Annotated in this window: 21 protein-coding genes; 7 read left to right on the top strand and 14 right to left on the bottom strand. The window is 61.8% G+C overall.

All coding sequences use genetic code 11. The annotated features are described in order from the left end of the window. Positions 1 to 322, top strand: a 322-nt coding sequence (locus DTP52_RS19050; RefSeq protein WP_146206839.1) for a transposase, incomplete at its 5' end; no start/stop codon positions are given. Positions 323 to 421: 99 nt separating this feature from the next. Here DTP52_RS19050 and DTP52_RS19055 read toward each other — a convergent pair. The 4 genes from DTP52_RS19055 to DTP52_RS31385 all read right to left on the bottom strand — a co-directional run bounded on the left by DTP52_RS19055 (position 422) and on the right by DTP52_RS31385 (position 2,228). After that, on the bottom strand, positions 422 to 781 hold the full coding sequence (locus DTP52_RS19055; RefSeq protein ID WP_109754739.1) for a DUF6124 family protein: 360 nt from the start codon (positions 779 to 781) through the stop codon (positions 422 to 424). A gap of 374 nt (positions 782 to 1,155) precedes the next feature. Further along, positions 1,156 to 1,608, bottom strand: coding sequence for a hypothetical protein (locus DTP52_RS19060; RefSeq protein WP_109754740.1), 453 nt, complete (start codon positions 1,606 to 1,608; stop codon positions 1,156 to 1,158). Next, positions 1,592 to 1,891, bottom strand: coding sequence for a hypothetical protein (locus DTP52_RS31675; RefSeq protein ID WP_371925609.1), 300 nt, complete (start codon positions 1,889 to 1,891; stop codon positions 1,592 to 1,594). The genes DTP52_RS19060 and DTP52_RS31675 overlap by 17 nt, the downstream gene beginning before the upstream one ends. Beyond that, positions 1,854 to 2,228, bottom strand: a complete 375-nt coding sequence (locus DTP52_RS31385) for a hypothetical protein (RefSeq protein WP_256594268.1) — start codon at positions 2,226 to 2,228, stop codon at positions 1,854 to 1,856. The genes DTP52_RS31675 and DTP52_RS31385 overlap by 38 nt, the downstream gene beginning before the upstream one ends. Before the next feature lie 535 nt (positions 2,229 to 2,763). On the opposite strand from DTP52_RS31385, the gene DTP52_RS19070 reads away from it, so the two are divergent. Genes DTP52_RS19070 through nagE form a run of 5 tightly spaced genes read left to right on the top strand, consistent with a single transcriptional unit; the run spans position 2,764 to position 9,929 of the window. Beyond that, the gene (locus tag DTP52_RS19070; protein WP_109754741.1) at positions 2,764 to 3,495 is read left to right on the top strand and encodes a GntR family transcriptional regulator; all 732 of its coding nucleotides are present in this window, start codon (positions 2,764 to 2,766) and stop codon (positions 3,493 to 3,495) included. Positions 3,496 to 3,512: 17 nt separating this feature from the next. Beyond that, complete coding sequence (gene nagA / locus DTP52_RS19075; protein WP_109754742.1) at positions 3,513 to 4,619, top strand: N-acetylglucosamine-6-phosphate deacetylase; 1,107 nt, start codon at positions 3,513 to 3,515, stop codon at positions 4,617 to 4,619. Further along, positions 4,600 to 5,622 (top strand): SIS domain-containing protein, encoded by a 1,023-nt coding sequence (locus DTP52_RS19080; RefSeq protein WP_109754743.1) that lies wholly within the window; start codon positions 4,600 to 4,602, stop codon positions 5,620 to 5,622. The genes nagA and DTP52_RS19080 overlap by 20 nt, the downstream gene beginning before the upstream one ends. Positions 5,623 to 5,666: 44 nt before the next feature. Continuing rightward, on the top strand, positions 5,667 to 8,180 hold the full coding sequence (gene ptsP, locus DTP52_RS19085) for a phosphoenolpyruvate--protein phosphotransferase (protein WP_109754744.1): 2,514 nt from the start codon (positions 5,667 to 5,669) through the stop codon (positions 8,178 to 8,180). A gap of 33 nt (positions 8,181 to 8,213) precedes the next feature. Further along, positions 8,214 to 9,929, top strand: coding sequence for an N-acetylglucosamine-specific PTS transporter subunit IIBC (nagE, locus tag DTP52_RS19090; protein WP_109754745.1), 1,716 nt, complete (start codon positions 8,214 to 8,216; stop codon positions 9,927 to 9,929). 258 nt (positions 9,930 to 10,187) lie between these two features. On the opposite strand, the gene DTP52_RS19100 is transcribed toward nagE, so the two are convergent. Beyond that, positions 10,188 to 10,499, bottom strand: a complete 312-nt coding sequence (locus DTP52_RS19100; protein ID WP_109754746.1) for a YqfO family protein — start codon at positions 10,497 to 10,499, stop codon at positions 10,188 to 10,190. A gap of 4 nt (positions 10,500 to 10,503) precedes the next feature. Continuing rightward, positions 10,504 to 14,400, bottom strand: a complete 3,897-nt coding sequence (gene purL, locus DTP52_RS19105; RefSeq protein WP_109754747.1) for a phosphoribosylformylglycinamidine synthase — start codon at positions 14,398 to 14,400, stop codon at positions 10,504 to 10,506. Positions 14,401 to 14,688: 288 nt separating this feature from the next. Between purL and mltF the strand changes: the two genes are divergently transcribed. After that, positions 14,689 to 16,149 (top strand): membrane-bound lytic murein transglycosylase MltF, encoded by a 1,461-nt coding sequence (gene mltF, locus DTP52_RS19110; protein WP_109754748.1) that lies wholly within the window; start codon positions 14,689 to 14,691, stop codon positions 16,147 to 16,149. A 215-nt stretch (positions 16,150 to 16,364) separates the two neighbouring features. On the opposite strand, the gene pdxJ is transcribed toward mltF, so the two are convergent. The 8 genes from pdxJ to lptF all read right to left on the bottom strand — a co-directional run bounded on the left by pdxJ (position 16,365) and on the right by lptF (position 24,834). Further along, entirely contained in the window at positions 16,365 to 17,108 is a 744-nt protein-coding gene (gene pdxJ / locus DTP52_RS19115; RefSeq protein ID WP_109754749.1) for a pyridoxine 5'-phosphate synthase, read from the bottom strand. Between the two features lie 49 nt (positions 17,109 to 17,157). Next, positions 17,158 to 17,847 carry a DNA repair protein RecO gene (gene recO / locus DTP52_RS19120; protein ID WP_109754750.1) on the bottom strand — a complete coding sequence of 230 codons (690 nt, stop codon included), beginning with the start codon at positions 17,845 to 17,847 and terminating at the stop codon, positions 17,158 to 17,160. A 169-nt stretch (positions 17,848 to 18,016) separates the two neighbouring features. Further along, positions 18,017 to 18,919: a GTPase Era gene (era, locus tag DTP52_RS19125; RefSeq protein ID WP_109754751.1), complete on the bottom strand. Its 903-nt coding sequence runs from the start codon at positions 18,917 to 18,919 to the stop codon at positions 18,017 to 18,019. Then, complete coding sequence (rnc, locus tag DTP52_RS19130; protein ID WP_109754752.1) at positions 18,912 to 19,601, bottom strand: ribonuclease III; 690 nt, start codon at positions 19,599 to 19,601, stop codon at positions 18,912 to 18,914. The genes era and rnc overlap by 8 nt, the downstream gene beginning before the upstream one ends. A gap of 184 nt (positions 19,602 to 19,785) precedes the next feature. Then, entirely contained in the window at positions 19,786 to 20,640 is an 855-nt protein-coding gene (gene lepB, locus DTP52_RS19135; protein WP_109754753.1) for a signal peptidase I, read from the bottom strand. A 5-nt stretch (positions 20,641 to 20,645) separates the two neighbouring features. Further along, positions 20,646 to 22,445 carry a translation elongation factor 4 gene (lepA, locus tag DTP52_RS19140; RefSeq protein WP_109754754.1) on the bottom strand — a complete coding sequence of 600 codons (1,800 nt, stop codon included), beginning with the start codon at positions 22,443 to 22,445 and terminating at the stop codon, positions 20,646 to 20,648. A 213-nt stretch (positions 22,446 to 22,658) separates the two neighbouring features. After that, a complete protein-coding gene (gene lptG / locus DTP52_RS19145; protein WP_109754755.1) occupies positions 22,659 to 23,720 on the bottom strand; it encodes an LPS export ABC transporter permease LptG in 1,062 nt (353 codons plus the stop codon). After that, the gene (gene lptF, locus DTP52_RS19150) at positions 23,713 to 24,834 is read right to left on the bottom strand and encodes an LPS export ABC transporter permease LptF (RefSeq protein WP_109754756.1); all 1,122 of its coding nucleotides are present in this window, start codon (positions 24,832 to 24,834) and stop codon (positions 23,713 to 23,715) included. Before lptF ends, lptG begins: the two co-directional genes overlap by 8 nt. Positions 24,835 to 25,003: the final 169 nt, after the last annotated feature.

Consider the following 25,003-nt stretch of genomic DNA (forward strand, 5'->3'; position numbering starts at 1 on the left):
TCACTTTGTCAGTGGCGATGCATTCATTGCTTTCTTGGGGATGGATTTGCGTCCAAAAGATTCAGGGAAGAAGCACAGTCCTCGTCACTTGAGCAAAAAAGGGGACGGGGAGCTACGACGCCTGGCGCACAACGCCGCGATGGCGGCCTGTCGGTCTCCTGCCTGGAAACCTTACTATGAGGCCTTCTTGGCACGAGGCCTGGCCAGAACTCAGGCCTTGGTTATCCTCGCCCGCAAGTTGTGTCGGGTAGCATTCGCCCTGATGAAAAATCAGAGCGAATACCAACCAAATTCACGGTTGCAGGGTTCCCCTGCAACATAGAATCTCCCACAGTGGATTTGTGGTGTTCACAGAACTTGTGGTCGACACCCGTCCCTTGTGGGAGCGAGCCTGCTCGCGATGAGGCCGGCACTTATTGCATCAGGTCCGAAGCTCTACCCGATCCAAAGCTTTGTTCGCCAATAGCGCTCCCAGCTCGATCATCTGCGCCACTCCCAACGCCACATGCCGCCGAGAACCTTCCAGATCGAAGGCAAGATCGCTGAGCATCGCATTGGCCGAGGCCAGGGTTTCGCTGAGGTTGGCTAGCAGGGCTTCGGTATCGACGTTGTCCGAGACGGTGAACAATTGCGTCGAGGGTTGGGGTTCTGGTTCGCTGTCGTCGGGCTTGAGGTAATGGTCCATCGCACGGTCGGCGGCTTCTTTCAGCTTGTCGGGGGCGTAGTCGCCGTAGGGGAAGGTGGAGGCGGGTTTCGGCGGGTTTGGGGTTTCTTTGATCATTAGAAGCTCCTGATTCAATGGAGCCACCACTCTTCGCGGTCAAACAAAAAGGGGCAGCTGTACGCGGGTTGACCGACCGGGAATCAGAAGAACCGGCACGTCCGAAGACGTCCCACGCACAGCTGCCGCGACACGATACCTCAGGCGAAAGAAAAACGCCTGAACTAGGTCTTGGAACACTGGCGCGTCTAGATTCTCGGACGGTCAAATCCGGTCGCTGAATTTGGCAGCGACACCCAAAGGCTAGAGCCCTCGCTTCCGAGGGACAACCTTAAAAACATGTCGGAAACTTCGGGGCGTCTGACAGACCAAAGGATGATCATTCACACAACAAAAAACCGGCCGAAGCCGGTTTTCGAGGATGACATTTGGGTTTACACAAACGCTGCGCGCTGCTCAGCCTCATAATGCCGAGTTTGAAAAGGCAAGAGGGTTTGCACCTTCAAGCCAAGACCTTCATTCAACCCCCAAGAGAGAGCGAGTTCATCACGGCGTTTGCGAAGCGCAACAGCGGTTTGTGAGGTTATGGCTTGCTTGGGTGTTGAGCGTAAAAATAGTTCAAGGGCTTTGAAGACTTCCAATGCACGACTGTCCGTGACACACGAAAATCGGGTGAGTCGTTCGAGCAAATATCCTGCGCGACGCAACTCGACTTCATTAGTGTGTTGACTCAGAAAAGCTTGGGCTGCGCTTATCAAGTCCAAGTTGGAATACCAGACAGCTTTGGCTGCACTCACGAGTGCAACATCATCTGCGTGATCCAGCGGGCTTTTGACCAATGTGTCCAGAGCGGCTGAGAGGACGTGGCCGTTAGCAGGCTTCGTCATCTGTATTCTCCAAATAATTTTGCAAAATGTGGGTAAGAACAGACGTTGGAGGCTCTTTGTTACCAACATATACATCAATTGCCTGCATTGCCAGTCGACGCAGCTCGGCGGTCAATATGAAGCCGGCCCTCAGGAGCGCCATGATATCGCCAACGTCTTGGTCCGTTGCTCTACCCAGCTTTGAAATCGCAATATCGACAGGAGCAGCAATGTGGACGTGCAGAGGTGACTCTATCGGGAACTCTTCAAGGGGGATGCTTCGGACCCAATAATCCTCGTGAATCGGACCAAAGCTGGTGTTGTTGGAGGTCGTAGTTCAGCTCCATCAATCGGCCGGACTTCTCGTCGACAAATTGCTCAGGCACTTCCGCAAGCAGCGTTCGAAGATGAAAGCCTTCCGGAAGGCTCGCCTCATAGATTTCGGCGTCAACGTCCGTGGAAACACGATGATGCGTATAGAGATGTACTGCGCATCCGCCAAACACCATGACTTTAACCGCCCCTGACTCCGCATTTTCATATATCAGCTCCGCTTCGACAGACTTGAACATTGAAATCAAAGCCCGTCCCAGGGAGGTACTTGTATTGAGGCGGGGGGTGATCATATCCGGCAGTTCCATGTTTGGACCTCAGAGGCTGCTGTTGCTCCTTGAAACTTGGATCTGCTGCTCGGTCTTCCCAAGGTCGGTAAGCGATCCCAGTACTTGGAGATGTGGGCTCCGAAAGCTAGAGCCCTCGCTTCCGAGGGACAACCTTAAAAACATGTCGGAAACTTCGGGGCGTCTGACAGCCCCCTCATCTGATCAGGGATGTTTCGCACAGATTTCAGATGGGCTTTTCTGGATGGGGTTGGATACATATCCATTGCTGCGGTAACGGATATACACACCGCCCCAAAAAACAGACCACTAAATAAATATCAAATTTCAAACCCCCGCCCCATGCATACCACTGACCTCTAAAAACCCAGTCCAACGCTGTAATTCCACACCCCATTCCCACCACCCTAATACCACTTAACGAACCATCCATAGAAATACCCAGAAAAACACTAGCCACCACTAGAAAGCACCGTTGACATGGTATTCAAGTGGTATTAGCTTCCACCCCAATCACCGAGCGACAACGCCCACAAAAACCGCATCGGACAAACAAATGAACGACATCCTGACCCTACGTCCCGACGACACCCAACCCACCCCGCTCTACCTGCAACTGGCCCGCAACCTGGAAGCCGCCATCCACGCCGGCCAGTGGAAAGCCGAGCAAGCGATGCCCTCCGAACGCAGCTTGAGCGAGCAACTGGGCATTTCCCGGGTCACCGCCCGCAAAGCGCTGGAAGTGCTGTTCGAACAAGGCCTGATCCGCCGCAACCAGGGCTCGGGCACGTTCATTACCCCACGCCTGGAACAACCGCTGTCACGCCTCAGCGGCTTCAGCGAGATGCTGCGGCTCAAGGGCTTCGTGCCGGGTTCGCAATGGCTGGAGCGGGAAATCACCCCGCCAACCCACGAAGAACTGATCCGCCTGGGCCTGTCACCCACCGACAAGGTTGCGCGGCTCAAGCGCCTGCGCAAGGCTGACGACACGGTCATGGCCATCGAAATGAGCACCCTGCCCGCCAGCATCATCCCCAAGCCACAAGCGGTGGGCGATTCGCTCTATGAATTCCTCGACGGCATCGGCAAGCCGGTGGTGCGCGCGCTGCAACACATCCAGGCCATCAACGCCTCGGACGAATTCGCCGCCCTGGTGGGCATCGCCCCCGGCACCGCGATGTTGCTGATGACCCGGGTCGGCTACCTGGAAGACAACACCCCCATCGAAGTCACCGACACCTATTGCCGCAACGACTACTACGACTTCGTCGCAGAGCTGCGGCGTTAGACGACTAGAGAGTGCCCATGTCCGAAGACAACATCCTCACCTCCAACGGCTGGGTTCGCGGCCACCTGATCCATGAACACGGCAAGATCGTGGCCATCGATGGCCAACCCTGCGATCCGGCGAGCAATGACCTGCCCTATTTGCTGCCCGGTTTCATCGACCTGCACGTCCATGGCGGTGGCGGCATGGACATCATGCAAGGCGCCCTGGCGTTCGAAACCATCGCCCGCACCCATGTGCGTTTCGGCACGACGTCGTTGCTGGCGACCACCATGACCGCGCCCAGCGACGAGATCGCCAGCGTGCTCAAGGCCCTCGGCGAGTTTTGTGAGCAGCGCCAGCGCGGCAACGCCCGGGTTCTCGGCGTACACCTGGAAGGCCCTTACATCAACCCGGGCAAACTGGGCGCCCAACCGAATTTCGCCCACACCGCGCTGCTGGCCGAGGTGGAGAGTTACCTGGCCCTGGCACCGATCAGGGTGATCACCATTGCCCCGGAAATCGCCGGCCACGACGCCCTGATTCGTACGCTCAGCGCCCGAGGTGTGCGCATGCAGATCGGCCACACCCTGGGCAGCTACGAGGAAGGCGTCGCCGCGCTGGCAGCCGGGGCCAGCAGTTTCACCCATCTGTATAACGCCATGAGCCCGCTGCACCACCGCGAACCGGGCATCGTCGGCGCGGCGCTGGCCCATGCGCAATACGCCGAGCTGATCCCGGACTTGCTGCATGTGCACCCTGGCGCCATGCGCGTGGCCCTGCGTTCGATCCCGTGCCTGTATTGCGTGACCGACTCCACCGCCGCCGCCGGCATGCCCGATGGCGAGTACAAGCTGGGCAGCCACACCGTGACCAAGTGCCTGGGCGGCGTTCGGCTGGCCGACGGCACCCTGGCCGGCAGCACCCTGACCATGGACCAGGCCTTGCGCAACCTGGTGAAGATCGGCCTGCCCATCGGCGAAGCCTCGCAACGCCTGTCCCAATTCCCTGCCGACTACCTCGGCCTGCCCGAGCGCGGACGCCTGCAACCCGGTGCCTGGGCCGACTGCGTGCGCCTGGACCGTTCCCTGACGCTGACCGACGTGATGGTCGAAGGAGAAGCCATTGACTTGCAAAATGCTTGAAGAGGCCCTGAGCGCTTTCGAAGCCGTCGAGCGTCAGTTGCAACAGTTGGACCCGGCGCTGGTGGAAATCGCCGGACGCCTGCGCCGTCAACCGCCGCAAGTGGCGATGACTGTGGCGCGGGGCAGTTCCGACCACGCCGCCAGCTACTTCGCCTACCTGACCATGCAGCTATTGGGCATCCCGGTGGCCTCGCTGCCAATGTCGGTGGTGACCATGCAGCAGGCGCCGCTCAAGGTCAGCGGCCAGGTGGCCTTTGCATTTTCCCAGTCGGGACAGAGCCCGGACCTGGTCGACAGCCTGCGTCTGCTGCGCAAGCGCGGCGCCTTGAGCGTGGCCTTGGTCAATGCTGCCGACTCACCGCTGGAAGCGGCGTGTGAATTCAGCGTGCCGTTGTGCGCCGGCGTCGAAAGCAGCGTCGCCGCCACCAAGAGTTTCATCGCCACCCTCAGCGCCAGTGCGCGACTGGTAGCCCATTGGAAGGACGACGCCGAGTTGCTCGAAGCGGGCAATGCCCTGCCCGAAGGTTTGCGCGATGCCGCCCGTCAGGACTGGAGCGTTGCCGTCGAAGCCCTGCGCAACTGCCAGCGGTTGATGGTGATCGGCCGGGGCGCCGGGTTCGCCATCGCCCAGGAAGCGGCGCTCAAGTTCAAGGAAACCTCGGCAATCCAGGCCGAAGCCTTCAGCAGCGCCGAAGTCCGCCACGGGCCGATGGCGCTGATCGATGCCGACTACCCGCTGCTGGTGTTCGCCCCGCGCGGTGCCGAGCAGGCCGGGGTGTTGAGCCTGGCCGCGGACATGCGCCAGCGCGGCGCCCGGGTACTGCTGGCGGCGCCGGATGACATCGCCGAACGCGACCTGACGCTGACCCGCGCCGGACACCCGGCCCTGGACCCGATTCTGGCCATCCAGAGCTTCTACGGCATGGCCGCGAGCCTGGCCGTGGCCCGAGGACTGGACCCGGACCAACCAAGGCACTTGAGCAAGGTCACCCGTACGCACTGAGCCAACGGCTTTCTTTCAATAAAAGAGTCTGATGAGAGCGCCCCATGCCCAACAATAATAAAGAGCTGATCCTCAGCGCCCCGCTCAGCGGCCCGGTGCTCACCCTCGCCAATGTCCCGGACGCGGTGTTCGCCAGCGGCGCGATGGGCGACGGAATCGCCATCGACCCGCTGAACGACACCCTCTACGCGCCCTGTGCCGGCGAAGTGATCCACGTCGCCCGCAGCCGCCACGCCGTGACCCTGCGCGCCGACAACGGCGCCGAACTGCTGCTGCACCTGGGCCTGGACACGGTCGAGCTGCAAGGCGAGGGGTTTTCCATGCTGGTCAAGGAAGGCGCGCGGGTCAGCAACGGCCAGCCGCTGCTGCGTTACGACGTAGACAAGGTGGCACTGCGCTGCAAGAGCCTGGTCAGCCTGTTGGTCATCACCAACGGCGAGCACTTCCAGGCGCGGCCTATCACCCTCAAAGGGGTGAAGGTCGGCGAGCCGCTGTTGCACGTCGTCGCCAAGACCCCGGCTGAGACGCAAGACGAAGAACAGGCCGTTGGCATCGAAGTTTTCGGTCAGGTGCGCATCGCCCATCGCGGAGGCCTGCACGCCCGCCCGGCGGCGTTGATTCGTCAGACCGCCCAGGGTTTCAAGAGCCGTTCGCAGCTGCATTTCCAAGGCAAAACGGCATCCTGCGACAGCGTGATGGGAATGATGGGCCTGGCCATTACCGAGCAGGCAGAGGTGCACGTCAGTTGCCGGGGCAGCGATGCCGAGGCGGCGTTGCACGCCCTGCTGAGCACGTTATCCACAGCCCTGGCTGAAGAAGCCCACGCCGTGGCGCCTGCGGTAAAAGCCCAGCACCGTAGCGCCGAAGCCGGCGTGCTGCATGGTGTGTGTGCGGCCCCCGGTCTGGTGGCCGGGCCGTTGGTTCGGCTCGATGGCATTCAATTGCCCGAGGACGCTGGCCGCCACAACGTCGAAGAACAACGGCAGCAGTTGAACAGTGCCTTGGGGCACGTTCGTCGCGAAATCCAGCTCACCCTGGAAAACGCCAAGGCCCGTCGCCATCGCGACGAAGAAGCGATTTTCAGCGCCCATCTGGCGCTGCTGGAAGACCCGATCTTGCTCGACGCCGCGCATCTTGCCATCGACCAGGGCAGTGCCGCGAGCCACGCCTGGAGCCGCTCCATCGACGTGCAGTGCCAGGTGCTGCAGCAACTGGGCAGCACGCTGCTGGCCGAGCGCGCCAATGATTTACGCGATCTGCGCCAGCGGGTCTTGCGCGTGCTGTTGGGCGAGGCCTGGCAATTCGACGTGCCCGCGGGCGCCATCGTTGCCGCGCAGGAACTGACTCCGTCGGAGCTGCTGCAACTCTGCGCTCAAGGCGTGGCCGGTGTGTGCATGGTTGAGGGCGGGGCAACCTCCCATGTGGCGATCCTGGCCCGAGGCAAAGGCCTGCCGTGCCTGGTGGCGCTGGGCGATGCACTGCTGGTACAGACGCCGGGGCAATCGGTGGTGCTGGATGCCGACGGCGGCCGCCTCGAACTCGCGCCAACCGCCGAGCGCCTGGCCCAGGTGCAGCAAGAACAACGGCGGCGAGCGACCCAACACGCCCAACAAGAGGCCCACGCCCACACATCGGCGCATACCCGTGACGGCGTGAATATAGAAGTGGCGGCCAATGTCGCCTCCCGTAGCGATGCGGCCCAGGCACTGGCAAGCGGTGCCGACGGGGTTGGCTTGTTGCGCACTGAATTCCTCTTCGTCGACCGTCACACCGCACCCGACGAAGAAGAGCAACGCCAGGCCTATCAAGCCGTACTCGATGCCATGGGCGACAAGCCGGTGATCATCCGCACCATCGACGTCGGCGGCGACAAGCAGTTGGATTACCTGCCGCTGCCGGCCGAAGCCAACCCGGTGCTGGGCCTGCGCGGCATTCGCCTGGCCCAGTTGCGACCGGAACTGCTCGACCAGCAATTGCGGGCCTTGCTGCAAACCCGTCCGCTGCAGCGCTGCCGAATCCTGCTGCCGATGGTGACCGAGGTCGACGAACTGCTGCACATCCGCCAGCGCCTCGATACCTTGGCCAGCGAGCTGGGCCTGAGCGAACGCCCGCAACTAGGGGTGATGATCGAAGTGCCGGCCGCCGCGTTGCTGGCCGAACAATTGGCCGAGCACGCCGACTTCCTCTCCATTGGCACCAACGACCTCTCGCAATACACCCTCGCCATGGACCGCGACCACGCCGGCCTCGCCGCCCGGGTCGATGCCTTGCATCCGGCACTGCTGCGGCTGATCGCCCAGACCTGCGCTGGCGCGGCGAAGCATGGACGCTGGGTCGGCGTGTGCGGCGCCTTGGCCTGCGATCCGTTGGCCACGCCCGTGCTGATCGGGCTGGGCGTACGCGAGCTATCGGTCAGCCCACCGCAGATCGCTGAAATCAAGGCGCGCGTGCGCCAGCTCGACACCGTCAAGTGCGCTTGCCTCAGCGCCGAGCTGCTGAACCTGGGCAGTGCCGCCGCCGTGCGCCGCGCCTGTCATCAACACTGGCCCCTGGGCTGAGCCACGTCGAAGAACAATAAAAGGAGAGACGCCATGTACCAGCATTTCATCGAAGGGCTGCAACGCCTCGGCCGTGCGCTGATGCTGCCGATCGCGATCCTGCCGATTGCTGGCCTGTTGCTGCGCCTGGGCGACACCGATCTTTTGAACATCGCCATCATTCACGATGCCGGGCAGGCGATTTTCGCCAACCTGGCAATGATCTTCGCCATCGGCATCGCCGTGGGTTTCGCCCGGGACAATAACGGTACGGCGGGGTTGGCCGGGGCCATTGGTTATCTGGTGATGATCGCTACCCTGAAAGTGCTCGATGCCAGCATCAACATGGGCATGCTCGCCGGGATCATCAGTGGCCTGCTGGCCGGCGCGCTGTACAACCGCTTCAAGGACATCAAGCTGCCGGAGTACCTGGCGTTCTTTGGTGGCCGGCGCTTCGTGCCGATTGTCACGGGTTTCAGCGCCGTCGGCCTTGGCGTGGTGTTCGGCCTGATCTGGCCACCGATCCAGCAGGGCATCAACAGCTTCGGCGAACTGCTGATGGCCAGTGGCAGCTTCGGCGCGTTCGTCTTCGGTGTATTCAATCGGTTGCTGATCGTCACCGGTTTGCACCACATCCTCAACAACATGGCCTGGTTCATCTTCGGCAGCTTCACCGATCCGCAAACCGGCGCGGTGGTCACGGGCGATCTGACTCGCTACTTTGCCGGCGACCCCAATGGCGGCCAGTTCATGACCGGCATGTTCCCGGTAATGCTCTTCGGCCTGCCCGCCGCGTGCCTGGCGATGTACCGCAATGCCCTGCCCCAGCGGCGCAAAGTCATGGGCGGTATTTTGCTGTCCATGGCGCTGACGTCGTTTCTCACCGGGGTCACCGAGCCGGTGGAATTCGCCTTCATGTTTCTCGCGCCGCTGTTGTTCCTGTTGCATGCCTTGCTCACCGGGCTGTCGATGGCGATCACCGATTGGCTGAACATTCGCCTGGGCTTCACCTTCTCCGGCGGTTTCATCGACATGGTCCTGGGTTGGGGCAAGTCCAGTAACGGTTGGTTGGTGGTACCGGTGGGCCTGGTCTATGCGGTGATCTATTACGTTGTATTCGACTTCTGCATTCGCCGCTTCGACCTGAAGACCCCGGGGCGTGAAGACGTGCCGGCCGGGGACAAACCGGTCATCGCCCAGAACCAGCGCGCCAAGGCCTACATCCAGGCCTTGGGTGGTGCGGACAATCTGATCACCGTCGGCGCCTGTACCACACGGCTGCGCCTGGACATGGTCGATCGCAACAAAGCGTCCGACACGCAACTCAAAGCCCTTGGCGCCATGGCCGTGGTGCGTCCCGGCAATGGTGGGAGCTTGCAGGTAGTGGTCGGGCCGATGGCCGACAGCATTGCCGATGAAATCCGCTTGGCCCTGCCCTCTTCTGCCCGTCCTGCCACTGCGCCCGTGGTTGCGCTGGTTGAGCCTGCTGCACCAACCGCCGTGTCCGGGGTCGAAGCGCAGCAGTGGCTGGATGCGCTGGGTGGCGCTGGCAATGTGTTGCAGCTCGATTGCGTGGCGACGAGCCGGTTACGGGTGCGACTGGCCGATGGCCAAGGGTTGTCGGAGAGCCAACTCAAGACACTGGGTTGCCAGGGAGTGAGCCCGTTGGAGGGTGGAGTCTGGCACTTGCTGCTGGGGGAGAAAGCACCGGGGTTGTGGCGGGCGTTGGAGGTGGTGGTGCTGAGTCGTCAGGCGGGTGTCAAAGCCTGAACTTTCGTTGCCTGATAGCCTGCTCGCGATGAGGCCTGCACACACCCAACACATCTGACAGACCACCCCCTGTGGCGAGGGGATTTATCCCCGCTGGGCTGCGAAGCAGCCCTAAACTCGGCACCTCGGTGTGTCAGGCAAATTGAGTTTGGTTGTTTTGGGGCTGCTGCGCAGCCCAGCGGGGATAAATCCCCTCGCCACAACAATAAAAAAACCCGCTGAATCAATCAGCGGGTTTCTCATTCAACGGCCGGAGGATCAGAAATCCTCCAACCGCCACACTTCATACGCCGGTGTCTCGTAGGGATGGCTCTGCTTCAACGCCACCACCACCGCACGGATCAACTCATCGGCAACGACAAGCTCCACCTTCCATTCCTCGACCTGCTCGACCTGCCCCGCTTCGCCAATGAACGGCTGGCTGCCGTCCAACGGGCGGAACTGGCCCAGGCCCAGCACTTGCCAGGCGCAGTGGTCGTAGTCGCCGATCCGCCCGCCACCGGCGGCGAATACGGCGCTTTTGACCACGTCCAGGTGGCTGGCCGGGACGAAGAAGCAGAGCTTGTACACCGCCTCAGTTCACCCAGACGCGGGCGTTGCGGAACATGCGCATCCAGGGCGCGTCTTCGTTCCAGTCGTCCGAACGCCACGAGTTCTGCACCGCGCGGAATACGCGCTCGGGGTGCGGCATCATGATCGTGACGCGACCGTCGCGGCTGGTCAGGCCGGTGATTCCGCGCGGCGAGCCGTTCGGGTTGGCCGGGTAGGTTTCGGTGACTTTGCCGTGGTTGTCGACGAAACGCAGCGACACACAACCGGACAGGTCGGCTTCGAGCAGCGCTTCTTCGCTTTCGAATTCGGCATGGCCTTCGCCGTGGGCAATGGCAATCGGCATGCGCGAACCGGCCATGCCCTGCAGGAAGATCGAGTTCGATTCCTGGACCTGGACCATCGCCACGCGCGCTTCGAACTGCTCGGAACGGTTACGCACGAAGTGCGGCCAGAACTCGCTGCCCGGGATCAGTTCGTGCAGGTTGGACATCATCTGGCAACCGTTGCACACGCCGAGGGTGAAGCTGTCGGTACGTTCGAAGAAACCCTGGAACGCATCGCGAGCGCGGCTGTTGAACAGTGCCGACTTGGCCCAGCCCTCACCGGCACCCAGCACGTCACCGTAGGAGAAACCGCCACAGGCGACCATGCCCTTGAAGTCGTTCAGGTCGACACGACCGGCGAGGATGTCGCTCATGTGCACGTCGATCGCGCTGAAACCGGCACGGTCGAACGCCGCCGCCATTTCCACCTGGCCGTTGACGCCCTGCTCGCGCAGGACCGCCACTTGTGGGCGAATGCCTTTCTTGATGTAAGGCGCGGCCACGTCGAGGTTGACGTCGTAGCTGAGCTTGGCGCTCAAACCCGGGTTGTCTTCTTCCAGCAGCGCGTCGAACTCCTGCTCGGCGCAGTCGGCGTTGTCGCGCAGACGCTGGATCTGGTAGCTGGTTTCCGCCCACTGGCGCTGCAACAGGCTGCGCTGGCCTTCGAAGACGGTATCGCCGTTGAAGGTGATATTGATGTGGGCGTTATTGATCGGCTGGCCGATCACCGAGACGCAGTCGGCCAAACCAGCGGCGCTGAACTGAGCGAGGATGTCCGGGGTGGCGTCCTGGCGAACCTGGATCACCGCGCCCAACTCTTCGTTGAACAGGATGGCCGGGATTTCAGCGGTGGATTCGGCGACGCTGTCGAGGGTCAGGCTCAGGCCGCAGTGGCCGGCAAAGGCCATTTCCACCACGGTGGTCAGCAAACCGCCATCGGAACGGTCGTGGTAGGCCAGCAGGTGACCGTCGGCGTTGAGGCCCTGGATGACGGCGAAGAACGCCTTCAGGTCTTCGGCATCGTCGACGTCCGGCGCTTGCGAACCAAGCTTGCCGTGCACCTGGGCCAGGATCGAGGCGCCCATGCGGTTCTGGCCACGGCCCAGGTCGATCAGGATCAGGTCGGTGGTGCCCTTGTCCATGCGCAGTTGCGGAGTCAGGGTCTGGCGGATGTCGGTGACTGGCGCGAAACCGGTCACGATCAGCGACAGCGGCGAGGTCACGCTCTTGTCCACGCCTTCGTCGTTCCAGCGCGTGGCCATGGACATGGAGTCCTTGCCCACCGGAATGGTGATGCCCAGCTCCGGGCACAGCTCCATGCCGACGGCCTTGACCGTGTCGTACAGGCGGGCGTCTTCACCCGGGTGGCCGGCGGCGGACATCCAGTTGGCCGACAGCTTGATGTCGGAAATCTTGCCGATGCGCGAAGCCGCGATGTTGGTCAGGGTTTCGCCAATCGCCATGCGGCCCGACGCCGGAGCATCCAGCAGCGCCAGCGGCGTGCGCTCGCCCATCGCCATGGCTTCGCCGGTGTAGACGTCGAAGCTGGTGGCGGTCACGGCCACGTCGGCCACCGGCACTTGCCACGGGCCGACCATCTGGTCGCGGGCCACGAGGCCGGTGATGGTGCGGTCGCCGATGGTGATCAGGAAGCTTTTGCTCGCCACGGCCGGGTGATGCAGCACGCGCTCGATGGACTCGGCAAGGTCGAGGGTGGACGGATCGAAATCGTCGCCCAACTCGGTTTCACGAACGGCCGAACGGTGCATGCGCGGGGCTTTGCCCAGCAGCACTTCCAGCGGCATGTCCACCGGGCTGTTGCCGAAGTGGCTGTCGGTGACGGTCAGTTGTGGCTCGGCGGTGGCCTCACCCACCACGGCGAACGGGCAGCGCTCACGTTCGCAGATGGCCTGGAAGCGCTCGAAGTCAGCCGGGCCGACCGCCAGGACATAACGCTCCTGGGATTCGTTGCTCCAGATTTCGTGCGGGGCCATGCCCGGCTCGTCGTTCGGAATGTTGCGCAATTCGAAGCGGCCGCCACGGCCACCGTCGTTGACCAGTTCCGGGAAGGCGTTGGACAGGCCGCCGGCGCCGACGTCGTGGATGAAGCTGATGGGGTTGTGTTCGCCCAACTGCCAGCAACGGTCGATGACTTCCTGGCAACGGCGTTCCATTTCCGGGTTTTCCCGCTGGACCGAAGCGAAGTCCAGGTCCGCCGAGCTGGTGCCGGTGGCCATGGAGGAAGCGGCGCCGCCGCCCAGGCCGATCAGCATGGCCGGGCCACCGAGGACGATCAGCTTGGAGCCGACCACGATTTCGCCTTTCTGCACGTGTTCGGCGCGGATGTTGCCCATGCCGCCGGCAAGCATGATCGGCTTGTGGTAACCACGAACTTCTTCACCACGCGGGGTGCTGATGGACTGTTCGAAAGTACGGAAATAGCCAGTCAGGGCCGGACGGCCGAATTCGTTGTTGAACGCCGCGCCCCCCAGGGGACCTTCGATCATGATGTCGAGGGCGTTGACGATGCGCTCAGGCTTGCCGTAAGGCTTTTCCCACGGCTGTTCGAAGCCAGGGATCTGCAGGTTCGATACGGTGAAGCCGGTCAGGCCTGCCTTGGGCTTGGCACCGCGACCGGTGGCGCCTTCGTCACGGATCTCGCCACCGGAACCGGTGGACGCGCCCGGGAATGGGGCGATGGCGGTCGGGTGGTTGTGGGTCTCGACCTTCATCAGGATGTGCACCGGCTCCTGGACCGCACCGTACTGGCGGGTCTCAGGGTTCGGGTAGAAACGCCCGGCGACGTTGCCGACGATCACCGCGGCGTTGTCCTTATAGGCCGAGAGCACACCTTCGTTGTGCATCTGGTAGGTGTTCTTGATCATGCCGAACAGGCTTTTTTCCTGGCTCTGGCCATCAATGTCCCAACTGGCGTTGAAGATCTTGTGGCGGCAGTGCTCGGAGTTGGCCTGGGCGAACATCATCAGTTCGATGTCATGGGGGTTGCGCTTCAAGCCCTGGAAAGCATTGACCAGGTAATCGATCTCGTCTTCGGCCAGGGCCAGACCCAGTTCGGCGTTGGCTTTTTCCAGCGCGGCACGACCGCCGCCCAGCACGTCGATAGCGGTCAGCGGCTTGGGTTCGGCGTGGCTGAACAGGCCGGCAGCCTGCTCCAGGTTACCCAGCACGACCTGGGTCATGCGGTCATGCAGGCCATCGGCGATCAACTGGGCCTCGGCCTCGCTGAACTCACCGGCGACATAAAACGCAATGCCGCGCTCCAGGCGCTGGATTTTCGCCAGGCCGCAGTTGCGGGCGATATCGCTGGCCTTGCTCGACCATGGCGAAATGGTGCCGAAACGCGGCAGTACCAGGAACAGACGACCGGCCGGCTCCTGGACGGGAACACTGGGACCGTACTTCAGAAGGCGCGCGAGCACCTGCTGTTCGTCGCCGGTCAAACCGCCGGTGACTTCGGCGAAGTGAGCGAATTCAGCATACAAGCCACTGACAGCCGGAACCTTCTGGCTCAGTTGCTCAAGGAGTTTGCTGTGGCGAAAGGCAGAAAGGGCAGGAGCGCCGCGCAGGATCAACATCTTCGGGACAGCCTCGGGAAGGGGGTGTGCTTTGAGGCCGTGCATTCTAGCCTAAACCGCCGGCAACGGCACCCGAAACGGCACGCGCGGTGCGAGCCGAATGTCGGTCTTTGCTTGCACGGCGCTATTGGACAGCGGTACCCATGCTCGCGAAGAGATATTTTTCAGCGACGCAAAGCCCGCCGCGCGCCGGCCGGCCTGCGCTGCGGACATGTTTTGCAATGGCTAGCAGACTGGCCTTTTGCTGTCGAGATATGGCGGTAGGGGCCGTTTGCGTATACTGCGCAGATGTTTTCCCCAACGGCTTTGCGTCCGCGATATGCCAAATGGCTGATCGCAACCGGACTCTTCCTGGTGCTCAGTGGTTGTGTTGAGAAACCCAACACACTGGAGCGCGTAAAGGAGGATGGCGTGCTGCGGGTGGTCACCCGAAACAGCCCCGCCACCTACTTTGAGGATCGTAACGGTGAAACCGGCTTCGAATACGAGCTGGTGAAGCGCTTCGCCGACGATTTGGGGGTGGAACTGAAGATAGAGACCGCCGACAACCTCGACGACCTGTTCAGCCAGATCGGCAAGCCCAACGGCCCGGTATTGGCCGCCGCCGGCCTGGTCAGCAGCGAGCAACGCAAAAAGCAGGTGCGGTTTTCCCATCCCTACCTGGAAGTCACCCCGCAGGTCATCTACCGCAACGGCCAGTCGCGCCCCACCGATGCCGCCGCCCTGGCCGGCAAGAAGATCATGGTGCTCAAGGGCAGCAGCCACGCCGAACAGCTGGCGCAGTTGAAACAGCAATATCCAGGCATCGAATACGAAGAGTCCGACGCAGTTGAAGTCGTCGACCTGTTGCGCATGGTCGACGAAGGCCAGATCGACCTGACCCTGGTGGATTCCAACGAAGTGGCGATGAACCAGGTGTACTTCCCCAACGTGCGCGTGGCCTTCGACCTGGGCGACGCTCGTAGCCAGAGCTGGGCAGTGGCCCCCGGCGAAGACAACAGCCTGCTCAACGAAATCAACAGCTACCTCGACAAGGTGCAGAAGAACGGCACGCTGCAACGCCTCAAGGACCGTTATTACGGGCACGTCGATGTCCTCGGCTACATGGGCGCCACCACGTTCGCCCAGCATCTGCAGCAGCGGCTGCCCAAATACGAACAGCATTTCAAGGCTTACGCCAAGCAGGAGAAAGTCGATTGGCGCCTGCTGGCCGCGATCGGCTACCAGGAATCGCTGTGGCAACCGGCGGTGACGTCCAAGACCGGCGTGCGCGGCCTGATGATGCTGACCCAGAACACCGCCCAAGCCATGGGCGTGTCCAACCGCCTGGATCCGAAGCAAAGCATCATGGGCGGCGCCAAGTACCTGGCCTACATGAAGGATCAACTGGACGAAAGCATCGAGGAGCCGGACCGCACCTGGTTCGCCCTCGCCGCCTACAACGTGGGCAGCGGTCACCTGGACGACGCCCGCAAACTGGCGGCCAAGGAAGGGCTGAACCCGAATAAGTGGCTGGACGTGAAAAAAATCCTGCCGCGCCTGTCGCAGAAACAGTGGTACAGCAAGACCCGCTATGGCTACGCCCGGGGCGGCGAGCCAGTACATTTCGTGGCGAACATCCGTCGCTACTACGACATCCTGACCTGGGTGACGCAGCCGCAGCTCGAAGGCAATCAGGTGGCCGAGGGCAATCTTCACGTGCCGGGTGTGGACAAGAGCAAGCCGAACCAGGAAACCCCGCCGCTATAAGCTGTACACAACTCCTGATGCTGTGATGAACCTGTGGCGAGGGGATTTATCCCCGCTGGGGCGCGAAGCGGCCCCAGGACAGGTCAACTCAATCTGCCTGACACATCGAGGCGCCGGGTTTTAGGGCTGCTGCGCAGCCCAGCGGGGATAAATCCCCTCGCCACAGTGGATCAGGCAAGCCCAAGTGAGCCGGCACATGGGGTTATGGGATGGGTTCAGGATCTGGCGGCAGCCAGGATCAGCGCTTTCATTTCCGACACAGCCGACTTGAACCCGACGAACAACGCATGGGCCACCAGCGCGTGGCCGATGTTCAGTTCGTTGATGCCCTTGATCGCCGCGACGGCTTCGACGTTGTGGTAGTGCAAGCCATGGCCGGCGTTGACGATCAGGCCCTGGGCCAGGCCGAAGGCGACGCCGTCGGCCACGCGCTGCAGCTCATCGGCCACGTCCGTGGGGGTTTCGGCATCGGCATAACGGCCGGTGTGCAGTTCGATGGCGGGCGCGCCGACACGTTTGGAAGCTTCTATCTGCCGTTCGTCGGCATCGATGAACAGCGACACCTCGGCACCAATCTTCGACAGGCGTTCCACTGCCAAGCTGATCCGCGACTCCTGCCCCGCTACGTCGAGGCCGCCTTCGGTGGTCAGTTCCTGGCGCGTCTCCGGTACCAGGCAGATGTGCGCCGGGCGGATGCGCTCGGCGAACGCCATCATTTCTTCGGTCACACCCATTTCGAAGTTCATGCGGGTTTGCAGCACATCCTTGAGCAGCAGCACGTCGCGCTCCTGGATGTGGCGACGGTCTTCACGCAAATGCACGGTGATGCCGTCGGCGCCCGCCTCTTCGGCGTCCAGTGCGGCCTTGACCGGATCCGGGTAGCGCGTACCGCGGGCCTGGCGCAGGGTGGCGACATGGTCGATGTTCACGCCGAGAAGAATGCGATTGCTGGTGCTCACGAAAAGGCTCCTGAAGGGACAAGTATTCGGCCCACAGCATACGGGTAGATCAGGGCTTGCGAAACAGCTCGCGACTGACCAGCGGCCGACCGCCCAGATGCACGGCCAGGGCCTGGCGCATCAGGCGCTTGGCCGCCGACAAGGCGCCTGGCGCACTCCAGTCGGCCTCGGCCATGGCCAGAAGCTCAGCGCCGTTGAACAGCCCCGGTTGCAGCAGGTAGACCCGCTCCAGGCCGGCGTCCACCTGCAAACGGTACAGACCGTCTGCTGCGATAGGCTCGCCGTGCAAGTCAGTGTTCAGGGCGAACCCGTAGCCGAGATCGTCCAGCAGCCGCCATTCGAACGAGCGCAACAGCGGCTCCAACGGCCGGCCTTCGGCCAGGGCCAGCAGCGTGGCGGCGTAGTGGTCGAAGACGGCCGGGTGGGGATCTTCGGCGGGCAGCAGGCGGATCAGCAGTTCGTTGAGGTACAAACCGCTGAACAGTGCCTCGCCGTTGAGCCACGCCGCCACGCCGTTGCTTTCCATGCGCCCGACATTCTTCAACTCGCCTCGTCCGCGGAATTCGACTTCCAGCGGCACGAATGGCCGCGCCAGCGTCCCGGCCTTGCCCCGCGCCCCACGCAACACCGCCCGCAGCCGCCCTTGCGGCGTGAGGAAATCCACCAGGGCGCTGCTTTCGCGGTAGGCGCGCGAGTGCAGGACGTAGGCGGGTTGGGCGATGGGTTGGGTTGGGGGCATGGGGATCGCGGTTCTCAATGAGCAAGCACAATTTTACTGACAACCACAAACCACTGTGGGAGCGAGCCTGCTCGCGATGAGGGACTGATATTCAACAAAGATGTTGACTGACAGACCGTTATCGCGAGCAGGCTCGCTCCCACAATGGAATTCATGTATCCCAGAAGGATTACAGGTCGCCGTAACCCAACGACCGCAACGCCCGCTCGTCGTCGGACCAGCCGCCCTTCACCTTGACCCACAGGTTGAGCATGATCTTGGAGTCGAACAGCAGTTCCATGTCCTTGCGCGCCTCGGTGCCGATGCGCTTGATGCGCTCGCCCTTGTCGCCAATGATGATTTTCTTCTGGCCGTCACGTTCGACGAGGATCAACGCATGGATGTGCAGGGTCCTGCCCTGCTGCTTGAACTCTTCGATCTCGACGGTGATCTGGTACGGCAGCTCGGCGCCCATCTGGCGCATGATTTTCTCGCGCACCAACTCGGCGGCGAGGAAACGGCTGCTGCGGTCGGTGATCTGGTCTTCGGGGAAGAAGTGATCGTTTTCCGGCAGGTGCTCGGCAATCACCCGCTCCAGCGCGTCGAGGTTATGGCCGTGCTGGGCGGAGATCGGGATGATCTGGGCGTTCGGCAACTGTTCCTGCAACCAGGACAGGTGCGGCATCAGCTCTGCCTTGTCTTCGATGCGGTCGGTCTTGTTCAGCGCCACGATCAGCGGACCGGTGACGTACTGGACACGCTCGAGGACCATCTGGTCTTCTTCGGTCCACTTGGTGCGGTCGACCACGAAGATCACCACGTCGACGTCTTTCAACGCCGCCGAAGCGGTCTTGTTCATGTAACGGTTCAGGGCCTTCTCGCCACCCTTGTGCATGCCAGGGGTGTCAACGTAGATCGCCTGCACGGCGCCTTCGGTCTTGATGCCAAGCATATTGTGGCGAGTGGTCTGGGGCTTGCGCGAAGTGATCGCCAGCTTTTGGCCCAGGATGTGGTTCAGCAACGTGGACTTGCCCACGTTCGGCCGACCGACAATGGCGACGTAGCCGCAGCGGGTGACGGTTGTATCAGTCATTGCCATTCTCCACACCCAGGGCAATCAGTGCTGCGGCGGCCGCTACCTGTTCGGCAATACGACGACTCACACCCTGACCCCGGCTTTTTTCATTCAATAGGACAACTTCGCATTCGACGAAGAAGGTACGGCAATGCGGCTCACCCTGGATATCCACGACTTCGTAGCGCGGCAACTCGCAACTGCGCGATTGCAAAAATTCCTGCAAACGGGTCTTCGGGTCCTTGTTGGTGTCCACCAGCGTCAGGCTGTCGATCTCGGAGGTCAGCCAGGCCAGCACGCGTTCGCGCGCCATTTCCATGCCTGAATCCAGGTAGATCGCGCCAATCAATGCTTCCAGGGCGTCGGCCAGAATCGACTCACGACGGAAACCGCCGCTTTTCAATTCACCGGAGCCCAGGCGCAGGTATTCGCCCAGGTCAAAACCACGAGCCAGTACGGCCAGGGTCTCACCTTTTACCAAGCGCGCGCGTAAACGCGACAACTGGCCTTCGCGAGCCAACGGGAAACGCTCGAACAGCGCCTCGCCCGCCACGAAGTTGAGGATGGCATCACCGAGGAATTCCAGGCGTTCGTTGTTGCGCCCGGCAAAACTGCGGTGAGTGAGGGCCAGGAGCATCAGGTCCTGGTCCTTGAAGGTGTAGCCGAGCTGGCGCTCGAGACGGCTTAGAGAAACGCTCACGGTTTACCCACGCTGAGTTCGTGGCTGGATTCCACCGCTACGGCGGCGAGGCGCCGTTGGCTTGGGACAATTAACGCTGTGTTCAAAAATGACGTCCTGACTATCGTTGGCTTCATGCCTTCGGGCAACCTTGTGCAGGCTCCAGAAAAGCATTCGGCGCTGTGTTCAACAGCGCCGTGTGTGATTACTTGATCAGGCCAACCCGCGAGAAATTCGGCAGGTGACTGAGTTTGGGTTCCGGCCAGCTCATCCAGACCGCAAAGGCCTTGCCGACGATATTCCGGTCGGGGACCATGCCCAGCATGTCCTTGGGAATGTTCGGATCATCCCAGTAACGGCTGTCGTTGGAGTTGTCGCGGTTGTCGCCCATCATGAAGTAGTGCCCCGCCGGCACGGTCCACGAATGGTCCGGCGTGGCGCGGTAGCGGCTCATTTCCTTGCGGATCAGGTGCTCGGCCTCGCCGAGTTTTTCCCGGTAGAGCTCGGCACTGCCCAGCGTACCAGGCTCGGAGCCAAGCAACTGTTCGGCCACCGATTCGCCATTGACGAACAGACGCTTATCGGCGGTGTAGCGGACCGTGTCACCCGGCAGGCCGACGACACGCTTGATGTAGTTGACGTTCGGGTCGCTCGGGAAGCGGAACACCATCACATCGCCGCGTTGCGGGTCACCGACCTCGATGACTTTCTTGTCGATCACCGGCAGACGGATCCCGTAGGAAAACTTGTTCACCAGGATGAAATCGCCCACGTCCAGGGTCGGCTTCATCGAGCCGGACGGGATCTGGAACGGTTCCACCAGGAACGAACGCAGCACCAGCACGATGAACAGCACCGGGAAGAACGACTTGCCGTACTCGACCAGCAACGGTTCCTTGTTGAGCTTTTCGATCACCACACCATCAGGCTGGCTGACGCTGCCCTGATAAGAGGCGATGGCCGCCCGGCGCCGAGGCGCCAGGAACAACAGATCAAGCAACGCCAACAAGCCGCAGACAAACACGGCGATAACCAGCAACAGCGGGAAATTTAGCGACATAGGACCTAACTATCCAACCTGAGCACCGCAAGGAAGGCTTCCTGTGGAATTTCCACGTTACCGACCTGCTTCATGCGTTTTTTACCGGCCTTCTGCTTTTCCAACAGCTTGCGCTTACGGCTGACGTCGCCGCCGTAGCATTTGGCCAATACGTTCTTTCTGAGCGCCTTGACGGTTGTACGCGCCACAATCTGCCCACCAATGGCGGCCTGGATTGCCACATCGAACATCTGCCGCGGAATCAGTTCCTTCATCTTCTCGGTCAATGCACGACCTTTGTAGTGCGCGTTGTCACGGTGCACGATCAATGCCAGGGCATCGACTTTCTCACCGTTGATCAGCACATCCAGCTTCACCAGATTAGCCGATTGGTAACGATCGAAATGATAGTCCAGCGAAGCATAGCCGCGACTGGTGGATTTGAGGCGGTCGAAGAAGTCCAGCACCACTTCGTTCATCGGCAGGTCGTAGGTCACCTGGACCTGCGAGCCGAGGAACAGCATGTCGTGCTGCACGCCGCGCTTCTCGATGCACAGGGTAATGACGTTGCCCAGGTGCTCCTGAGGCACAAGGATGTTGGCCCGCACGATCGGTTCGCGCATGTCCTCGATGGCCGACAGGTCCGGCAGCTTGGACGGGTTGTCGACGTAGAGGGTTTCGCCGTTCTTGAGCAGCAGCTCGAAGATTACCGTCGGCGCCGTGGTGATCAGGTCCAGGTCGTACTCGCGCTCCAGGCGCTCCTGGATGATTTCCATGTGCAACATGCCCAGGAATCCGCAACGGAAGCCGAAGCCCAGGGCATCGGAGCTTTCCGGGGTGTATTGCAGGGACGAGTCGTTCAGGGTCAGCTTTTGCAGGGCTTCGCGGAAATCCTCGAAGTCGTCGGAGCTGACCGGGAACAGGCCGGCATAGACCTGCGGCTGAATGCGTTTGAAACCTGGCAGCACATCGACGTCGGGGGTGGAGCTCAAGGTCAGGGTGTCGCCGACCGGCGCCCCGTGGATGTCCTTGATACCGGCGATGATGAAGCCCACTTCACCGGCCTTCAGGTCAACGGTGGCGGTGTGTTTCGGGTTGAACACACCGACGCTGTCCACCAGGTGGATCTTGCCGGTGGACTTGACCAGGATCTTGTCGCCCTTCTTCACGCGGCCATGGCGCACGCGAACCAGGGAGACCACGCCCAGGTAGTTGTCGAACCAGGAGTCGATGATCAACGCTTGCAGCGGATCTTCGATGTTGCCGGTTGGCGCGGGAATGGTGGTGACCAGGCGTTCGAGCACTTCATCCACGCCCAGGCCGGTCTTGGCGCTGCAAGTGACCGCATCGGTGGCGTCGATGCCGATGATTTTCTCGATTTCTTCCTTCACGCGGTCCGGATCGGCCTGAGGCAGGTCGATCTTGTTCAGTACCGGCATGACTTCCAGGCCCTGCTCGATGGCCGTGTAGCAGTTGGCGACCGACTGGGCCTCGACGCCCTGGCCGGCATCGACCACCAGCAACGCACCTTCACAGGCCGCCAGCGACCGGCTGACTTCATAGGTGAAGTCGACGTGGCCTGGGGTATCGATGAAGTTCAGCTGATAGGTGATGCCGTCGCGGGCCTTGTAGTAGAGGGTAACGCTGTGGGCCTTGATGGTGATCCCGCGTTCACGCTCCAGATCCATGGAGTCCAGGACCTGGGCCTCCATCTCACGCTCGGCCAGGCCGCCGCACATCTGGATGAAGCGATCAGCCAGCGTCGACTTGCCATGGTCAATGTGGGCGATGATGGAGAAATTGCGGATATGACTCAAATCACTCACGGATCAACACTCAAAAAGGCTGCAGGCATGGCCCGCCGAAAAATAGCCGGGAATTGTACCTGATACAGCGCGCAAGTGGGAGCAAAGCTTGCCCGCGAAACAGCCGCCCCCGATCTATGGAAGACCGCAGGGGCTTCATCGCGGGCAAGCCTTGCTCCCACAGCTTGCTCCCACATAGCCCTGCTCCCACAGCCCCGTGCTACAGGTGCATGTTCAACCGGCCCGACGCAGCAGCCAGAGCCCTGCCAACGCACAGACGCCGGCCGGCACCAGCACCGCGAACAGTGGCGAGAAGCCGAACACCAGGCTCGAAGGCCCCAGCAGATCCTGGGCGATACGGAAGGTGAAGCCCACCAGCACACCGGTGAACACCCGCTGCCCCAGGGTCACCGAACGCAGCGGGCCGAAGATGAAGGAAATCGCCATGAGCACCAGCGCGGCGGTGACCAGCGGTTGCAACACCTTGACCCAAAAAGCCAGCCAATAGCGGCCGTTGTTCAGGCCCTGGTCCGCCAGATAGTGGATATAGCCCCACAAACCGGTAATCGACAGGGATTCTGGCGCCATCACCACGGTGCTGAGCAACTGCGGGCTGATCGACACGTCCCAACGCTCTTGCGCGGCGGCGACCACTTCGGTGCGCTTGTCATGGAACAGGGTGGTGGTGACATCGCTCAATTGCCAGTGATCCTCGGCAAAGTTGGCGCGCTTGGCGAAGCTCGACGAGAGCATGTGCCGTTGGTCGTCGAAACGATAGCGGGTCACGCCATAGAGGATGCCGTTGGGTTGGACCGAGTTGATGTGGATGAACTCGTCGCCCTGGCGGTGCCACAGGCCGTGCTTGGCACTTTGCGCATCACCGCCGCCCTGGGCCAGGGAACGGTTGGCCTGAGCGGTATTTTCGGTGGCCGGGGCGATGTATTCGCCAATCAGCACGCCCACCAGCATCAGCACCAGCATGGGCTTCATCACCGCCCAGACGATCCGACCAATGGACACGCCGGCGGCGCGCATGATGGTCAGCTCACTGTTGCTGGCCAGGCTGCCCAGGCCGATCAGGCAGCCGATCAGCGCGGCCATCGGCAACATGTCATACAAACGCCGCGGCGCGGTCAGCAGCACGTAGCTCGCCACGTCCGTCAGCGTGTAGGTGTCGCTGACGTCACTCATTTCATCGATGAAGGCAAACAGGGTCGCCAGGCCGAGGATGATCCCCAGCACCGCGAGGATCGCCATGAACACACTGCTGCCGATGTAGCGATCGAGTTTAACCACGGGCCACCTCCAGCGCGCTGCGGCGACTGGCCAGCTTCAGGCGCAGTGGTTCCCAATAGAGCAGCCCCAGGCCGATGGCCAGGAAGATGCCATGCACCCACCACAAGCCCAGCGTCGGCGAAATCTTGCCCTTTTCCAGGGCGCCACGGGCGGAAATCAGGATGGTCAGGTAAGCCATATACAAAAGAATCGCCGGCAGCAGCTTGAGGAAACGCCCTTGGCGCGGATTGACCCGCGACAGCGGGACCGCCATGAGAGTCACGATGAACACCAGCAGCGGCAAGGACAGGCGCCATTGCAGCTCGGTACGGGCGCGAATGTCTTTGTTGCCCAGCAGGCTGGCGGTGGTCATCGCGTCGCGGTCGGTGACTTCGTTGCTGACCTCGGGCTTGGGCAACAGCACGCCATAGGTGTCGTACTTGATGGCCCGGTAATCGGCCTGCCCGGGCTTGCCGTCATAGCGATAGCCATTCTGCAGGATCAGGTAGCGGTTGCCGTCGGGATTGATTTCCTGGCGGCCCTTCTCGGCCACCAGCACGGAAATGCCACGGTCCTTCTTGGTGTCCGAAGACAGGTTCTTTTGCGTAATGAAGACACCGCCCAGGTCGATCCGGTCGTCTGAGAGCTGTTCGGTGTAGGTCACACGCGTACCGTCGCGCAAGGCCTGGAAACGCCCCGGCACCAGGGTGTCGAACTCGGTCATGGCGTCCTGCTGGTTGATCAGCAATTGGAACTGGTTGGCGCCCTGGGGGGCCAGGCTCAGGCTCAGCCAGGCCACCACCAGTGCCACCAACGTGGCCGGGAACAGGGTCATGCGAAACAGCCGTTGCTGGCTCATGCCAGTGGCCGACAGCACGGTCATTTCGCTGTCCAGGTACAAGCGCCCGTAGGCCAGCAGGATGCCGAGGAACAACCCCAACGGCAGGATCAACTGCAAGAAGCCCGGCAGGCGGAACCCCATGATCAGGAACAGCGAGCCCGGATCCAGGGCACCGGAGGCCGCCTGGGCAAGGTATTTGATGAAGCGTCCGCTCATGATGATGACCAGCAGCACGGCGCTCACGGCGCTCAGGGTCAGCAATACTTCGCGGGATAGATAACGAAAGACGATCAAACCAGACACTCCAGGGTTGTCAGGCTAAGGCGGCCAAACAAGCAAACGTATCGAGTCGGCCCGCCAACGCGAGCCGCCGAAAAAAGAGCCGCATTATCCTGTGATTGGAGGCGCCTGTCACTTCGCACGCTTTAAGCCGGCACTTAAAGCCAAAAAACTTAAGGGTGCC

The organism is Pseudomonas sp. 43mfcvi1.1, assembly GCF_900115935.1.
GTDB classification, from domain to species: Bacteria; Pseudomonadota; Gammaproteobacteria; order Pseudomonadales; family Pseudomonadaceae; genus Aquipseudomonas; species Aquipseudomonas bijieensis.